The following is a 15113-nucleotide window of genomic DNA, read 5'->3' on the forward strand; positions in this document are numbered from 1 at the left end:
AAATTATTGCTTTATATCAGCCCAACTTTGGTAGTGATGAATAGCAAAGAGATAATTAGAACCGGAATAAGCATTTTGGACCTTACCTAATTCCGTATTCATAACCGCTTCACCTTCTTCATAAAAGGTTACCTGGCTGCCTTCTGTCGTTTGTCCTGTCTCCACACCGATAGCAATGGTTTTTCCAAGGGTTGAAGCGATTTGCATCTCATTTTTAATGAGGGCTATAATTCCATTCGAACCTTCAGCGAGATCACGGTAAGCCATGACTGTAGGTATATCTGTATTTTGAATAACCCATTTCGCAAGAGAGCCTTTTCCATATTTATTGGAATAGCTCTGTTCATCAAACCAGAACGGGATATCTGCTCCTATAACTATCCCTTGTTGTTTTGCGAAGTTTTTTGCTTTAGTTAATGCCGTCTGGTAATCCAATACAGTACCTTTATAGTTAGAGGTCCAGCCTTTGTACAAATATGGTTCGACATCTAAATGAATTCCAGCAAACCTTTGTGATGACGATGTCTGGCGCTGATAATTTTGCAGCCAGTTTAAAAAAGTATCCATTTTCGTTATCCCAGCAGCTGAGGCCCAATCCGGTTCTCCATCAAGCGCATGAACCTGAATATTATTAGCAGAAGCCTTTCCGATAAAAGACTGATAATAGCTAATCGGCATGCTTTGGTCAACCTGGAGGTAAACCTGTTTAACACCCTTTTGCTGCAAAAATAAAAGAATACCGTCAGGCTGAGTTTTAATTAGCGAGGTATTCCAGAGCCATGTAGAGCGGGGCACTTCCTGCATGGCATGTGCTTTTGATTGTAATGAAGAGAAATCCAATCCGATAATTGTCATAACAATAGCTAATAATCCCAGGACTTTTTTAATGCTTTTCATATATTTCTCCACTCCTTCTGGATTGTTTGGGACATCCCCAAAAGGAGCCCGGCAGCCGGCTGCCATACATTCCTCCAAAGAATGAGTAGGCCCATAGCTTTGCGTCCCTGCTTTTCAGCAGGTTTGCCTTTTTCGTGTTATTGATATTATAATTCCTATATATTTACATAGAAATAAGTCTAAATGCTTATCATTGTCGATATTTGGGTTAAAAGGAAGATTTTTTTAATATTGGACAAAAATAAGCCTCCCGTTAAAAAGGGAGGCTGGTTTTTATCGGCTATTTCCGTTTGGACGAGGTCTTTTCTGGTCATCACCGGTTGAAAACTCTACCAGCTCTGAACTAGTTCTTCCTTTTTTCTTACTGTTATTTATTTGCGCATTTCTATTTCCAAGCTTAACGCGTCCCATACATACCCCTCCTTTTAAAGGTAGTATGTTTTAAATCGGTATAGGTTATTCCATACAGAGTGCCGGCTTTTTCCGTTTCATGGCTGCTTGTTCAAATGCATATGCGAATTGAATTAATTGCTGCTCGGTGTATGCCCCAGCCGAAAAAGTGACGCCAAAAGGTTCACCTTCAGTCGTGTAGCCGGCTGGAACTGCTACGGATGGATATCCTGCTTTTGCGCTTATATGGGATGCTTCTTCCCCCGGGAACAAAATCGCATCAAGATTGCTTTCCTTTATTGCAAAATCAATACCCAGTTCTCCTGCGTGGTAAATATCATATTCAAATGATTTAACATAAGCGCTTTCTGTCAAAGAACCACTTGTCGCTTCCGATTCGAGGAGCACCGCCTGGCCGTACTTTAGCATTTTTTCTTCATACTTTTGATTAAATTCAATAAGCTGAGCCAGGGAACGGACTGTTACGGATGGGTGCAAAGTATTTAGATACGCATTCAAATCGGCTTTAAACTCATAAGTGAGAACATCATAACTCCACGGAGCTTTTACGGAAGGTATGGTGATATCTTCTATAAGCTCAACACCAGTGGTTTTTAAAATTCCGATAGCTTCCTCAAATACTTGTTTCTTATCGTCACTTAAATAATCCATAAAACCGTCACGGGCAACACCAATTCTTTTTCCTTTAAGCCCTCCTTTATTAAGACCTTTTAAAAAGTCTGCTCCTGAAAGCGGGTTTGTACGGGTAATAGGGTCCTCCACATCTATTCCAGTTAAGGCATTAAGGAGAATCGCAGCATCCTCCACGGTCCTTGCCATTGGTCCCGCTGTATCCCGGGAGTGTGCAATTGGGATAATTCCTCTTCTGCTAACAAGCCCTACAGTTGGCTTAATCCCCACAATAGAATTTTGGCATGCAGGCTCTAAAATGGAACCAGAAGTTTCAGTTCCAACCGCCCCCGCTGCAAAATTGGCAGCAATTGCAGCACCTGAGCCGGCACTTGAACCGCCTACATCAAACTTTCCTGGTCCATATGGATTTAACACCTGGCCGCCCAATGAGCTGTAGCCGCTAGGCATATTTTCGGCCATAAAATTTGCCCATTCTGTCATATTCGTTTTACCCAGAATAACGGCACCTGCTTTTCTTAACTGTTCTGCCACAAAAGAATCTCTTTGGGCAATTGAGTCCTTTAAAGCTAGCGAGCCGGCACTTGTATGCATTTTATCTGCTGTATCTATATTAGCCTTGATTAGAATTGGAATTCCATGAAGGGCACTGCGCGGACCTTTTTCCTTTCTTTCCGCATCAAATGCTTCCGCCATATGCAGCGCATCAGGATTAATTTGAAGCACAGAATTGATTTTCCCCTGGTCAAACTCTGAAATTCTGTTCAAATAAATCAAAGTTAATTCCTTTGAGGTAAGTTCACCCTGCTCCATTTTTTTCTGCATATCCATGATCGTCGCTTCTTCAATCCATTCATCGTGAAGCTGTTTTAATTTAGGATTTTCCACTAGGCTTTTCCCCCTATATCTTTATCTATATAATTTTCAACATGCAAATGAAATTCCCTGTTCTTGGGTTAGAAAAACTTGGCATTCGCCAAGTCCTTTTTGGCGGATGCCTTAGTTTTTGCTTATCACGCTCAAATCGGCACATCCTCAAAAAAGCTATGCTTTTTCTTCGTGCGAGGCAAAGCTGACGTAGCTTTCCTTGTCCTGTGCCTTTCGCCTGACTAGGACTTCCTGTCCGTCGTGCGTTCAGAATTTATGGATATAAATTCTGACTAGCTAAAAAAAAGCCATGCAATCAATCTGCATGGCCTTCCATTTACCGTTTATTTGGGTTTTCATTTGCAATTTGGCCCTTAAAGAAGATTCGTTTGCTTACAGGAATCTCGAGCTTCCGGCAGTATTGCTTTAACTCTCTCTCTTCACGTTCTGTAACAAGAGATATAACCGTACCATTTGCCCCCATCCGTCCCGTACGTCCGGAACGGTGGATATATTGGTCAATCTCCTGTGGCATATCAATATGGACAACATGTGTAACTCCCTGAATATCAAGGCCCCTTGCTGCGACATCGGTAGCAATAAGCATCTTTAACTTACCTTCACGGAAGTTCTTCAAAGCTGATTGGCGCTCCATTTTATCCAGTTCGCTATGGAGAAGGCCTACCGATAATTCTTTAAATTGCAATTTCGCTCCGGCAGACATTATTTCCGAAATGTCATTTACAAATGCCAATGCCTTAACGTTTTCAAGCCGGGCAATTTTTTCAAGAAGTTTAATTTTTTCCCGTGGCTCACAGGAAAAATAGATATGCTCTACTTTACCTGAAGGGATTTCCTCTTCACGGTTAATTCGTATGACTTCAGGATCATTAGTCAATTCTCGTCCTAATTTTTCAGTATCCTTTTTCAGTGTTGCGGAAAAAATTAAAACCTGACGGCTCGCCTGCGTGCTTTTTAGAATGTTTCGAGTTGTCCCAGTGTGCTCTTTAGTTAAAAGCTGATCGCCCTCATCAAGGACTAGCATTTTCACTTCATGCATCTTAAGCTTTTTTTGTTTAATTAATTCGTTTACTCTTCCCGGGGTGCCAAAAATAACCTGCGGCCGCTTTTTTATCTTTTCCAGCTGCCTTTTCAGGTTAGCTCCTCCAATGAAGGTAGCACCTCTTATGCCGCTTCCTTCCGACCATTTCTGGAACTCCTGATAAACCTGCATCACCAGCTCCTGGGAGGAAGCCAGCACAACAGCCTGCAGACCCTGATTCTCGTTTTGAACTGATTGGAGAAGAGGAAGTAAATAAGCAAGGGTCTTACCAGTTCCCGTTGGTGATTCTGCAATCAAGTCTTTTCCTTCCATTGCAACAGGAAGCGCAGCGTTTTGGATAGACGTAGGCTTTTCAAAACCAGATTTCTCCCACGCCTCTTTTAAAAAAGGTTTTAACTCCTGAACATTTATCATAAAAAACTCCTTTAATTAAAAAATCGTCTTGTTTCTATTATAAGTATTTACGCCTTTTCAAATCCAATATTAGGCGAATCAGCATGCTTTTGATACTAACGCAGATGGGAGCTGGTGTCTAGAGGCTGATTTTTCTTAGTATGGGTGGTGTTCTTCAAAACTTTCCCGGGGACCTTCAAAATTGGGGACAGTCTACAAATACAAAGGTTTATGGGTGTTCTACAAAAATGAGGTTGTTCTACATTTTGATTTTTCCACTACCCAGTAAGAGTTCTCTACACAAGATAGCTTTTATTGGTGAGCTTTCTCTACACAGCTTTTATATTCTCAAAAATTTTTTTATCTCTCTTTTAAGCGTCGATTATTCTGCACAAACTCCAACAAAAGTTTAGCTTTCAATTTTTCCACATAACTATTTTAAAGAAATAAAACATCGGGCTGTTTTCAGCCCGATGCTTCTATCATTCTATTACTCATGAATCCAAACGGCTCCAGCAGTATTGTCTTTAGCTTCACCTATTACCTGGAACTTCAATCCAAAGTTTGAAACTTTACGTCCTGCATCAGGAATTAAATCATTAATGTATTTCTTAGAATCATCAAATGTTGTGACTCCCGGAAGGCCTTTGTAGTCATAGATTCCGCGAGACGGTGAATTGATATACCATGCTTGTGAAATATCGTTTGTGAAAGCTGCATCTGCCACCTGATAGCGGGTGCTTTGGCTGATCGAAGGTTTACCATTTAATGTACCAACGATCGCTTCTGGGTGAGCATCAACTACACCAAGGAACCCTTCTCCTGGGTGGATTCCAGTCCAGTTGTCTAGATAAGTATCATCAGCATACCAAACGACCATACCAGGGCTGTATTTTACACCGCGAGAGAATTCAAGAGCCTTATCAGCACCGGCCCAGTTTCTCCACTCAAGGTAATAATATTGTGGCTTGCTAATCCAGCCATCAGCTACTTCGAAACCTTTTAAAGTTACTTTCGGAGTTCCTTCTGCATCGTCTGAGAACTTTACATTTCCATCTACCGTAAGTTGAAGATTATCCAATGCAAAACCGTCTGGCGCAAGACCGCCATCTGTAACGTATTCAAAAACAAGCTTTACCTTCTTGCCTGCAAAATCGCTTAAATCATAAGACTTATCTACCCATTGACCTTGTGAAGATTCAAAAGCTGATCCTCCACGAACCACGTCGGATTCGTTACCGATTAAATCTATATCTTTCGTTGTTCCATCATCGGCTACAGCTGTAACTGATACATAATCATAGTCTGTTTCAACTTCATAATAAGATTTGAAATCAAACTTAGCACTACTCGCATTTGTTAAATCAAATTCCGGTGTTTGCATTACTGTATCGAGGTCATCACCTTTTCTACTGTAATAGTACTTATCACCAAATTTAGGAGCAATACCAGGAATTTTCTTATCCGGCAGGTTAACCTTTACGATGCCAGGGTTTTTAGACTTGGTTACACTTTGGTCAATAAATGAAGTAACACCACTTTTATTGATGTCTTCATAATTTACTTCTGTAATATTAGCCCAATTGCCGCCAATTGTCTTTTGGAAGAATTCTTTATTTTGCGGAGAGAAGCTTGGTGCTTCTGTTCCTGCGATATCCCCGTTCCAGCTTCCGCCAGACATAATAGACCATGATGCAATTGGTTCACCTTGTCCTGAGTACTGAGTATCATATTCGTCTGGTAAACCTAAATCATGACCGTATTCATGTGCAAATACACCAACCGCTCCGTCTTCAGGTTCGATTGTATAGTCGTAAGCGGCCATTTGTCCTCCCCAATAAGGAACCGATGCTTGAGTACCAGAGATAGGATAAACTCCATTTAAAGCCCAGCGATGTGACCAGATTGCATCATCACCGAGTGCACCGCCGCCAGCTTCCTGGCCGACACCTGCATGCAGTACCATTAAATGGTCAACAAGGCCGTCTGGCTCGTATTGATTTCCATCACCATCCAGGTCATACTGATCGAACTTATCATAATCTGCTAAATTTATACCGGATGCAACAGCTGCATTTAAGGCGTCCTTTACAAGTCCGCGTGGACCCTTACTGTCCTTCAAATTGTCGTTCCCGCCTGCGGGATCATCACTTCCATAATCTTTTGCATTACCAGGAACCTTCAACCAGTTTGAAACTTGCCCTGATACAGTGTAACTTCCACCTGATTGCTCTTCATAATATTGTTTAAACGTTTTAACTTTTTCACCATTAAATAAGGTGAAATCTTCGTTTCCGAACAACATTTTTTGATAGTGTTCTGGACTAAAGTCATCAGACCACATATAACCTTTTTCTTGCTCTATATTATTGTGTGCAAAATCAGCATATTCAACTAAAAGTACTAAAACCTTATCTTCACGAACGTCACCATTATAGGCTGCTTGCTTAGCAGAATCTACTTTAACCGCACCAGTCGGTTTGCCTTTTTTAAAGTTCTCATGTCCTTTATCAAGCTGCTTTTTCAGCTTATCTTTTTGCTTTGTCAGAAAATCTTTTGTCTTTTTACCAAACTCAGTAACCTGGGCTTTTTCTCCTGCTTGTTTACCAGGCTTCTGGCCTTTCTTTTGTATGTAATCCTTCACTGCTTTTTGAACTTGTTCAGGAGTTGCATCCTTGGAAATAAGTCCACGCTGCTGAAGAGCTTTTGCTAAGCGGTCCTCGTTGACGATATTTAAGTCTAAAGGTGCCGATTCAACTGTCGGCGCTGCTGCTGCTGGTTTTGGTGCAACTGTTGAAGTTGCGAACGCTCCTGCAAACAAAGTGGAAGCCATGATAGTGCTTGCCGTTACGCTTGAAAATACTTTTAATGCTTTGTTTTGCCTTTTCTCCAAAAAAATACCCCCTCATTTAATAAGTTAGTAGAATACTTGTTTTTAAAACTGAGTCAAATGTTATCAGTGATTCTCAAAATTGTAAATTTTTTAACAGAAAAATCTGGGAAAATAAGTAAATTTACCTAATAATCAGAAATTTCATCTAGTAAACTGGCAATTCCTTATCAGTTCTTTATACCCATTAATTTACAGAAAAAAAAAAAAACTGCCTCCTAGTATGGAGACAGTTTTCATCAATCCAAATATTTTCCATGTTCGGGTAAGCCTATTTTAGTCCAGTTATTAACTAAATAATCCAGTGCTTCTGACAGTTCTTGCCCTGCCATTGGCTGGCCATGGCCAGTTACAGCAACAGATGGATTAAGCGATTTTAATTTTTCAACGGATTCAAAAGCTGACCGCCAATCTGTCGTAAAATACTTAGGCGGTCCACTAATCTCTTTCGTTTGAGTAAGTACCTTGTACAGTGATTCTTGCTTAACCGTCACAAAGGCATCCCCCGCAATAAGTGCCCTGTCAGACTCGCGGAATAAGGCAATATGGCCTGGAGCGTGTCCAGGAGTGTGAAGCCATTTCCATCCCTCCAAGCCCGGTATAGAACCACCCTCCTGAAGAGTCTGTACCTTTTCACCTAAATCAATTCCATGGTTCGGAAATAAGGGAGACATTTCGGCAACAAGTCCCCCATCTACGGTTGAATCCCCTGGGGGATAATTTGCTTTCCCTGTTAGATAAGGCATTTCAAGACTATGTGCATACACAGGAACATTCCACTGCTCAAGAAGTTCAACAAGTGAGCCAACATGGTCAAAATGTCCATGTGTTAATATAATGGCTTTTGGCGCCTTTCCCTTTCCATACCTTTCTTCAGCTGCCGCAATAATTTCGTCGGCATTTTTTGGCATGCCTGCATCAATTAAAAAGTAGTCCTTCTGCTTCTCGGGATCCCCTATAAAACAAAGATTGACTATTTTATTTGTATAACAAAATATATCAGGAAGAACACTTATGCCAACTCCGCTTCCAACAGAAGTCATAGGCAAAAACGAACCTTCAAATTTATTATCCTGCTGTTTATCCATTTTTTGAATTCCCTTCCTTTCATTAAAAGTATTTGTTAAACAGGTGTAGATTAATGCGTTATTTATTCCCTCTTTTATTTAAAAAATTCCTTCCATATTTTTTGACAATTGTGTGACTAAATTGGATAAGTTTTTTGAACTTATTGTGAACCTTTCCTATCCTCGGTCTATAGCCAAATTTTTTCATGTAAAATGAGCTACATCGGTATAACTTACTACTATTTCGGAGTTGAAAATAATGTTTAGGAAAATTCTGTTGGCTTTATTGCTTCTGTTTGTTCCTATAGGACGCCAGACGTTTGCCCATTCTTCTTTGGAAAACTCTTCTCCGAAAAAAGGAGAGACAGTAACGCAGCCGCTTCACGAAATCAAGCTTGCTTTTGACACAAAGCTTAAATCAGCAAGTTCCTTTACAATAATGAATGGATCTGGAAATATTATTCAATCAGACAATATTAAAACAGCTGAAAATAATCTTATTGGGACTTTTAAAAAATCTCTTGAAGACGGGGCGTATACGATTCATTGGAAGGCCCTAAGCATCGATGGAGATACTCTCGAAGGAGATCTTCCTTTTACAGTCCATGCAAATACAACTGCTCCAGCGGATTTACCGGCGGGCACCGAGGCATCACTTCAAACTTATGCGCTCCCAGGTACAATCGGTTTGCTGATATTTATTGGGCTGGGAAGCTATTGGGTTATTTTTAGAAAGAAACATTTAGTGTAATAGAACAAAAAAGAGGCTGTTTCCATTTGGATGCAGCCTCTTTTTCACTCAAGTGCTCCTGCGCCACAGCTTTTTCAAAGAAGCTTATGTTCAGCTCGTTGCAAAGCTGCATGTAGTCTGTTCAGAGAAGCTGTTACAGGAAGTTTACTCGGGTAGTTGCTTCGCTGAACAGGCGCTTACGCTTTTCTTACTCTCCCAGCGGTTTTGCGTTATAACTGGAGCCTGTAATATCGGTTAATTCACTGATTATTTTCCACAATTCCGGATAAAACTCGAAGCTGATTCCTCTTTGAAGTGCTTTTGCCGGAATTCCTTTTAAACTATTTGTATCAAGACCAATCATTCTTTTTACTAATTGCAAATGATGATGACGGAAACTTTGAAAGCTTTCATCGAACTGAGTCATCTCCTGCATCAGGCTAAAGAGAGCTAAATCAGCTGTAGGATTTTTTTGCAGCCCCATTGGGGTTAAACATCTTTCCTTCATAAGCCGTTCAAATGGGCCCCACAGCTTTGGCCCGAGCTTTAAAATTTCATTGAATCCTGGAGAATCCTGGCCGCTGCCCTGCCCGAGGGAAAGTCTAATGGTATGATAGTCAATAGGAGCAATGACTTTTACCATATTAAAAACTTCGGGGAGATGTTTTACATGGATATTAACCCTTTTCAATTGAGAAACCGCTTTCAAAACATTGCTGTCTTTCATTGCTTTTTCAGCAAGATGCATGTATTGAATAACAAGCTTAAAGTGGAGCTCAGCAATCTGGTGAACCATTTGAAAAGTAAGTTCGTCTTCGCAGCATAACTCCCCTTCGTTTTTTTGCAGGCTCAGGAGCTCTTCAGTTCGAATATATTTCTCATAATCAGTTAATTTTCTTTCCATAAAAATCTCCCCTGTATTAAAGTTTTATAAACTTACTCATATATACGCAGTATTGCTCTTACAGGACTTCCGTCTGCCTCCGCAAGCGGGAGAGGCAGAGCAATTAATTCGTATTCTCCTGGCTTGACTCCGCTCAGGTCCAGTCCTTCCAAAATATGAATTCCATGAAAGTCGAAACAATGATGCGCAGGAAGTTCCTTGCTTTCAAGCGGGTCAACAGAAGGCACATCAACACCGATAAGCCGAACCCCTTTCTCTTTTAAAAATGGGCCAAGATCAGGATGTAATCTGGTTATTTCATCAGGGAACACAGAAGGGTTCTTCCAGGAACCAGTCCTCAGCAGAAGCCTTTCGCAGCCATTAAAATCAAAAGCGGCAAGATCCTCTGACCTGATGCTTTTTTTATCAGTCAAATCAATAACCATTGCCCTTCCAATATAAATATTTAAATCTAATGCCAAAACCCTTTTTCCTTCACTGTCAAAATGAAAGGGAGCATCGACATGAGTGCCTGTATGAATACTCATTGTCAGCTTGCCAACATTAACTGACCCGCTTACCTCTTTGGGCCAGGAAACTTCATAAGAGAATGGAGTATCACCCGGCCATGTTGGAGTTCCTTTTTCCAGCCGGCGTGAAATATCAATAATCTTCATTGATTTCCTCCCTTTAAGCGATAATTCCCCGCTTATTTTCGTATTTTTCATATTCTTTATTTTCCATGATTTTTTTCAGTCTTTGGACAGCTTCCCACACTTCTGAATAAGAGGTATACAATGCTACAGGAGCAAGCCGGATTACGTTTGGCTGCCTGAAATCTGGTACAACTCCATTCTCCTTTAAGGCTTTACAAATTCTAGCCGCCTCTTTATGTTCAAGAGAAACATGGCCGCCAAGCCTTACAGAGTCAATAGGATTGCCTATCCTAAATCCAAACTCACTAAGCTCTTCCCTAATCAACTCCATTAAATAATGGGTTAAACTCAAAGATTTTTCACGTATTCTATCAATTCCTGCTTCAGCAAACATTTCAAGGGAGCCAATTAATGGTGCCGCACTCATAATATGCGGTGTACCAATTTGATATGCTCCTGCCTCTGCAGCTGAAGAAAATGTATGCTCCATATCAAATTGCTTGGTTTTATCTGAACCGAACCAGCCTGCAAGCCCAGGAATCCTTCCAAAGTGGCGTTTATTTACATAGAGGGAGGCTATGCTGCCTGGCCCCGCATTTAAATACTTATAGTTACACCAAAATGCAAAATCAACGCCCCATTCGCTAAACTTATGGGGGATAGCACCAACTGAATGGCAGCCATCAAACCCTATTAAAATATTTCGTTTATGAGCTTCCTCTGTCAGTCTCTTAATATCCAGAAGCTGACCGCTTCGATAAAGTACTGTGGGAAGGACAATTAAAGCCACCTCTTCCGTCATCGCCTCAATAATATCTTCTTCCTCTAGGAATCTTCCATCCCTGCTCTTCACCCGAATCAGATGTTCCTCAGGGTCTAGTCCCCTCAAACTTATCTGGCTTTTTAAAGCATAGATATCTGAAGGAAAGTTTAATTCATCTGCCAGAATCTTGGTTCTGTTTCCTTTCGGTGAATAGAAGGTGGCAACCAGCTGATGAAGGTTCAGTGTGGTAGAACCAGCAGCAAGTACTTCAGCAGGTTCAGCCCCTACCAACGAGGCAGACATTTCACCAAGCCTTTCAGAAATGTAGAACCATGGCTGTTCACCTGACATCCATCCGTCAATCCCAAACTCCTTCCATGCTTGTATCGCCTTTTCAAGACTTTGCTGGGCTCTTTTGGATATCAGCCCCAATGAATTTCCATCAAGATATATTTCTCCTTCTCTTATGTAAAACTCTTTGCGAAAGGATTGCAGTGGATCTTGACTATCCTTCTCTATTGCGTATTTCTTTAATTGAGTTAACATACGCACCTCCAGTTAGAAAATTACGTCTATTTCAAAAATAGCTTTATGGGATATTGTCTGTCAATCTAGATAAAGAACAAAAGGTGTAAGCGCCCAGATGATGAAAGGCTAAAATCTCCACATTCTGCGGCAACGCATACCTGACCCACATCCTAAAGCTTTTTCATCGTGCGATAATTATGCTGAGGGAGGGCACTGAAGCTGGATCCCAACAAATAATACTTAGTTTCCTAAAAAAGAAAAACAGCGGGAATCCCGCTGCTGCTTCAAATCAATTAAACGACTGCCAAAAAGGCGCCTTTTTATCTATTATGCTGTCAATCTCCTCGAATGGTATTTGGAACGTCGGAAACCCTGCGACATAGGGAGCAATCTCATAAGGGTCAAAGTAAATGTTAAGCGTATCTTCCGAAATAAAGAAGGGCTGTGCTGGTCTTATGCCTTTAAAGCTCCCCGGGAAAACATACGAATATTTTTCATCATTTTTTATTTGGTACTCGATAATACCATTTAATGTTTTTATATAACCGCTATCTTTCTTAAACAGGTCTCTAAGCTGAAAGAACTCACCGGTATCCAGATTCACATGGGCGTACCTTTTAACTGGCATTCCATGAGCAGCACCAAAGTGATAATCATAACCATTTACTTCAATCACAACCAATTTCTTTTTATAATAAGTTACATCAAAGTCCCCTGAATAATTGGACTCTAGCTGCTCGTTCTGAGAAATTTGTTTTAATCCTGATAGCTCTTTTAATCTTTCATTTACCAACTGCTGGACTTTTTCGCTTTCAATCCCCTCAAGCTGCGGATAATAAATCAGGTAATCCTTATTAGGTTTATATTTCCTTTCAATTACAGAATAAGTTTTATTCAACGGAATTTTCTCATTCTGCTTCCAGATTAATTTGCCGCTTTTATCAAAATAAAACAATCTCAGATCAATTTCTCCCCGAATTAGTGTTTTATCCTGATAAAGGACTCCACTTCCACTTTGTGCCGGAAATCCTTCAATTCTTTTCCCATTACGGTCAATAAAAAAGGTATATAAATTATTGCATGCAGATGCCATCCCATTTTCAAATTGATCAATTGAATTATAAAGGAACCCTGTCAGGATATGTCCGTCGAGATCAGCCAGTGCATAACGCAGGCCTATATATGGCTTATTCGATTGTATTGCTTTTCCAAGGGCAATCCTGCCTTCACCCAAATAATGAATCGATTCATATGCTGGCTTGATAAAATAAAAGCCATTTCGATCAATTAGTCCGTATTTATTTTGGTTATCCTCAACCGAGTTAATGATAGCCCTGCCTTCTGTAAACGGACCAGCCCACGAAAAACGGGGAGTAATCATAATATTAGCATTTTCGTCCATATAGCCATATTTTCCATTTTGAACTGCCTGAAATGCCAGCATTTCCTCCCCATAATTCTCTACATTTGCATACTGATATGTATGCAGTTTCTTGCCTGTAAGACTTATAAGGGCAAACAGACCATCTTTTATTTTTACAAGGGCCTTACCTTCTTTAAACTCACTGGCTGATTCGAATTCCGGCGGAATAACAGCCTTTCCCCACCGATTTAAAAACCCGTTTCGCAATATCCCTTTTAAATCCGATACAGAGGCCACTGCCCTGCCCTCTTTATAATCTCCGATAAACTCATAAGACCTGTCTGTAATTTCCTTTCCCATTTCATCGATGACTTTATATCTTCCTTTGTCAATAACAGTAGCTCTGCCTTCCGAAAAGGGATGTATGGTTTCGTATTTTGGTTTCACAACAAAATAGCCATTCGTATCTATCAGCCCGTCCAAGCCCATAAATCCGATAATGGCCAGGCCGCTATCATCAAAATCCCCTGCATGGTCATAAACAGGCGGAAGGACAAACAAACCCTTTTGATTGATATATCCCCATTTAACGCCTCCAACCAATTTTTCCGAGGCTCTAAACAGATATACGGACCTCATGGCTCTTTCCAGGTAACTATTCCTCGCAGCTGAAGCTTTTCCCCTCATGTTAATCCCCCACTTTTCCCTGCTAACTATCATATGTACGGGCGAATATCCCTGTTACTAAAAGGAAAGGAGAAATTCTTTTTTCAAAAATGGGATTTTACCTAAAGGGGAAGGTCTTTTTGTGCACAGAACGATATTATCTCTGGGCACTTTTTACATTTTGGTGTCCTGCTTATGCATCCATGATCCGTAATGCAAAAAGAGTTCCCCGTCTAAAACCGGAAAACTCTTCTCTATTTAATGCCCTATTGAACTCGCGCCTGGAATCAATTGTTTAAATTCTTCATAGGAGATAATGGTATTCCAATGGCCAGTAAGCTTGGCAAAAGTAAAGATTAGAATAAAAGCTGCTAAGAAGGCCGTTGGAACAAACCATTTATTCACTTTCTTAGTAGCAACAGTCATATTTAAAGTGTCTTTTACAGGACAAGCCTCCACACATTGCATACATGCCGTGCAGTTAGGAGTAAGTACTGCAATCTTTTGCGAAACCTTTATCCTTTGAGGACATACTCTTGTACAAGCTTCACAATCAATACAGGTCTCTTCATTTCTGGTAACCTTTGTTATTCCAAACAATGACCCTAAACCGATTAATGCTCCATAAGGACAAAGGAAGCGGCACCAGAAATTTTTAAAAAATAGGGAAAGCACAAACATAAGAATGATAAATTTCAAGGCAAATCCGCCAATGTTCAGGAAGAAAAGCAGCATTTTTACATCAGAAATTTTATTATATGGATCCTGCAGAAAATCTTTTGCCACAAACACCGGCATATCAAACACAATCATCTTTGCAAAAAACAATAATAACAGATATTTAAGTACTGACAGAATCCAAGCGAGCCAGCTCGGAATCTCAAAATTTCTCTTAAAAAGCTTTTTGCCCAGCATCCCCGTCCACTCACTAATTGTACCTACCGGGCATATCCAGCTGCAAAATGATTTTCTAAATAAGAAACCAGAACCTACAAAAAAGGAAAATAATACAAGACCAGCTGGATGAATCTTGTCAAAATCACCGCTTAACAGCCAAACCTTAAACCCAACAAGAGCAGAAATTGGCAGGAATCCCTCTACGGCAGATGGCCTTTGGACAAACGGCTCGGCACCTCCTGTTTGAAAGTGTATATAAAACCTGTAAAATTGCAGACCTACATATAACAAAAAAAGTAAAAATATTGCCTGTACGGCATATCTTACAGCTTGAACCGGCTTTCTTTTGATCTGCCTGTAATACCAGTTCCTTGATTTCATTACATTTCCCTCCATTCAGCTTGTTACC

The 15113-nt window shown here is 40.4% G+C and carries 12 protein-coding genes and 1 riboswitch; of the genes, 1 reads left to right on the plus strand and 11 read right to left on the minus strand.

The features are described 5' to 3' along the window. Window positions 1-3 precede the first annotated feature (3 nt). The 6 genes from AC3WR0_RS09090 to AC3WR0_RS09115 all read right to left on the minus strand — a co-directional run bounded on the left by AC3WR0_RS09090 (window position 4) and on the right by AC3WR0_RS09115 (window position 8239). Entirely contained in the window at window positions 4-897 is an 894-nt protein-coding gene (locus AC3WR0_RS09090; protein WP_492552012.1) for an amidase, read from the minus strand. Window positions 898-944: 47 nt separating this feature from the next. Beyond that, window positions 945-1035, minus strand: a riboswitch (cyclic di-GMP riboswitch). A 135-nt stretch (window positions 1036-1170) separates the two neighbouring features. Continuing rightward, window positions 1171-1308, minus strand: coding sequence for a hypothetical protein (locus AC3WR0_RS09095; protein WP_166027368.1), 138 nt, complete (start codon window positions 1306-1308; stop codon window positions 1171-1173). Between the two features lie 45 nt (window positions 1309-1353). Beyond that, entirely contained in the window at window positions 1354-2826 is a 1473-nt protein-coding gene (locus AC3WR0_RS09100; protein WP_492552013.1) for an amidase family protein, read from the minus strand. A gap of 316 nt (window positions 2827-3142) precedes the next feature. Then, a complete protein-coding gene (locus AC3WR0_RS09105; protein WP_492552014.1) occupies window positions 3143-4282 on the minus strand; it encodes a DEAD/DEAH box helicase in 1140 nt (379 codons plus the stop codon). A 469-nt stretch (window positions 4283-4751) separates the two neighbouring features. Further along, entirely contained in the window at window positions 4752-7094 is a 2343-nt protein-coding gene (locus tag AC3WR0_RS09110; RefSeq protein WP_492552126.1) for an immune inhibitor A domain-containing protein, read from the minus strand. 296 nt (window positions 7095-7390) lie between these two features. After that, window positions 7391-8239 (minus strand): MBL fold metallo-hydrolase, encoded by an 849-nt coding sequence (locus AC3WR0_RS09115; protein WP_027320928.1) that lies wholly within the window; start codon window positions 8237-8239, stop codon window positions 7391-7393. 238 nt (window positions 8240-8477) lie between these two features. Between AC3WR0_RS09115 and AC3WR0_RS09120 the strand changes: the two genes are divergently transcribed. Continuing rightward, entirely contained in the window at window positions 8478-8969 is a 492-nt protein-coding gene (locus tag AC3WR0_RS09120) for a copper resistance CopC family protein (protein WP_492552015.1), read from the plus strand. Window positions 8970-9156: 187 nt separating this feature from the next. Here AC3WR0_RS09120 and AC3WR0_RS09125 read toward each other — a convergent pair whose 3' ends face one another. The 5 genes from AC3WR0_RS09125 to AC3WR0_RS09145 form a co-directional block, all read right to left on the minus strand. After that, complete coding sequence (locus tag AC3WR0_RS09125; protein ID WP_492552016.1) at window positions 9157-9852, minus strand: tryptophan 2,3-dioxygenase family protein; 696 nt, start codon at window positions 9850-9852, stop codon at window positions 9157-9159. 32 nt (window positions 9853-9884) lie between these two features. After that, the gene (kynB, locus tag AC3WR0_RS09130; RefSeq protein WP_492552017.1) at window positions 9885-10508 is read right to left on the minus strand and encodes an arylformamidase; all 624 of its coding nucleotides are present in this window, start codon (window positions 10506-10508) and stop codon (window positions 9885-9887) included. Between the two features lie 13 nt (window positions 10509-10521). Then, on the minus strand, window positions 10522-11796 hold the full coding sequence (gene kynU / locus AC3WR0_RS09135) for a kynureninase (protein WP_492552018.1): 1275 nt from the start codon (window positions 11794-11796) through the stop codon (window positions 10522-10524). Window positions 11797-12067: 271 nt separating this feature from the next. Beyond that, window positions 12068-13828 (minus strand): WG repeat-containing protein, encoded by a 1761-nt coding sequence (locus tag AC3WR0_RS09140; RefSeq protein WP_492552019.1) that lies wholly within the window; start codon window positions 13826-13828, stop codon window positions 12068-12070. A 237-nt stretch (window positions 13829-14065) separates the two neighbouring features. Further along, entirely contained in the window at window positions 14066-15085 is a 1020-nt protein-coding gene (locus AC3WR0_RS09145) for a 4Fe-4S binding protein (RefSeq protein WP_492552020.1), read from the minus strand. Between the last annotated feature and the right edge of the window lie 28 nt (window positions 15086-15113).

The organism is Neobacillus sp. FW104-15D2, assembly GCF_058790155.1.

Bases quoted from the DNA above. Each gene is read 5' to 3' on its own strand.
- AC3WR0_RS09090 (WP_492552012.1), bottom strand. From the start codon at position 897: ATGAAAAGCATTAAAAAAGTCCTGGGATTATTAGCTATTGTTATGACA.
- AC3WR0_RS09095 (WP_166027368.1), bottom strand. From the start codon at position 1,308: ATGGGACGCGTTAAGCTTGGAAATAGAAATGCGCAAATAAATAACAGT.
- AC3WR0_RS09105 (WP_492552014.1), bottom strand. From the start codon at position 4,282: ATGATAAATGTTCAGGAGTTAAAACCTTTTTTAAAAGAGGCGTGGGAG.
- AC3WR0_RS09110 (WP_492552126.1), bottom strand. From the start codon at position 7,094: ATGGCTTCCACTTTGTTTGCAGGAGCGTTCGCAACTTCAACAGTTGCA.
- AC3WR0_RS09115 (WP_027320928.1), bottom strand. From the start codon at position 8,239: ATGGATAAACAGCAGGATAATAAATTTGAAGGTTCGTTTTTGCCTATG.
- AC3WR0_RS09120 (WP_492552015.1), top strand. From the start codon at position 8,478: ATGTTTAGGAAAATTCTGTTGGCTTTATTGCTTCTGTTTGTTCCTATA.
- AC3WR0_RS09125 (WP_492552016.1), bottom strand. From the start codon at position 9,852: ATGGAAAGAAAATTAACTGATTATGAGAAATATATTCGAACTGAAGAG.
- kynB (WP_492552017.1), bottom strand. From the start codon at position 10,508: ATGAAGATTATTGATATTTCACGCCGGCTGGAAAAAGGAACTCCAACA.
- kynU (WP_492552018.1), bottom strand. From the start codon at position 11,796: ATGTTAACTCAATTAAAGAAATACGCAATAGAGAAGGATAGTCAAGAT.
- AC3WR0_RS09140 (WP_492552019.1), bottom strand. From the start codon at position 13,828: ATGAGGGGAAAAGCTTCAGCTGCGAGGAATAGTTACCTGGAAAGAGCC.
- AC3WR0_RS09145 (WP_492552020.1), bottom strand. From the start codon at position 15,085: ATGAAATCAAGGAACTGGTATTACAGGCAGATCAAAAGAAAGCCGGTT.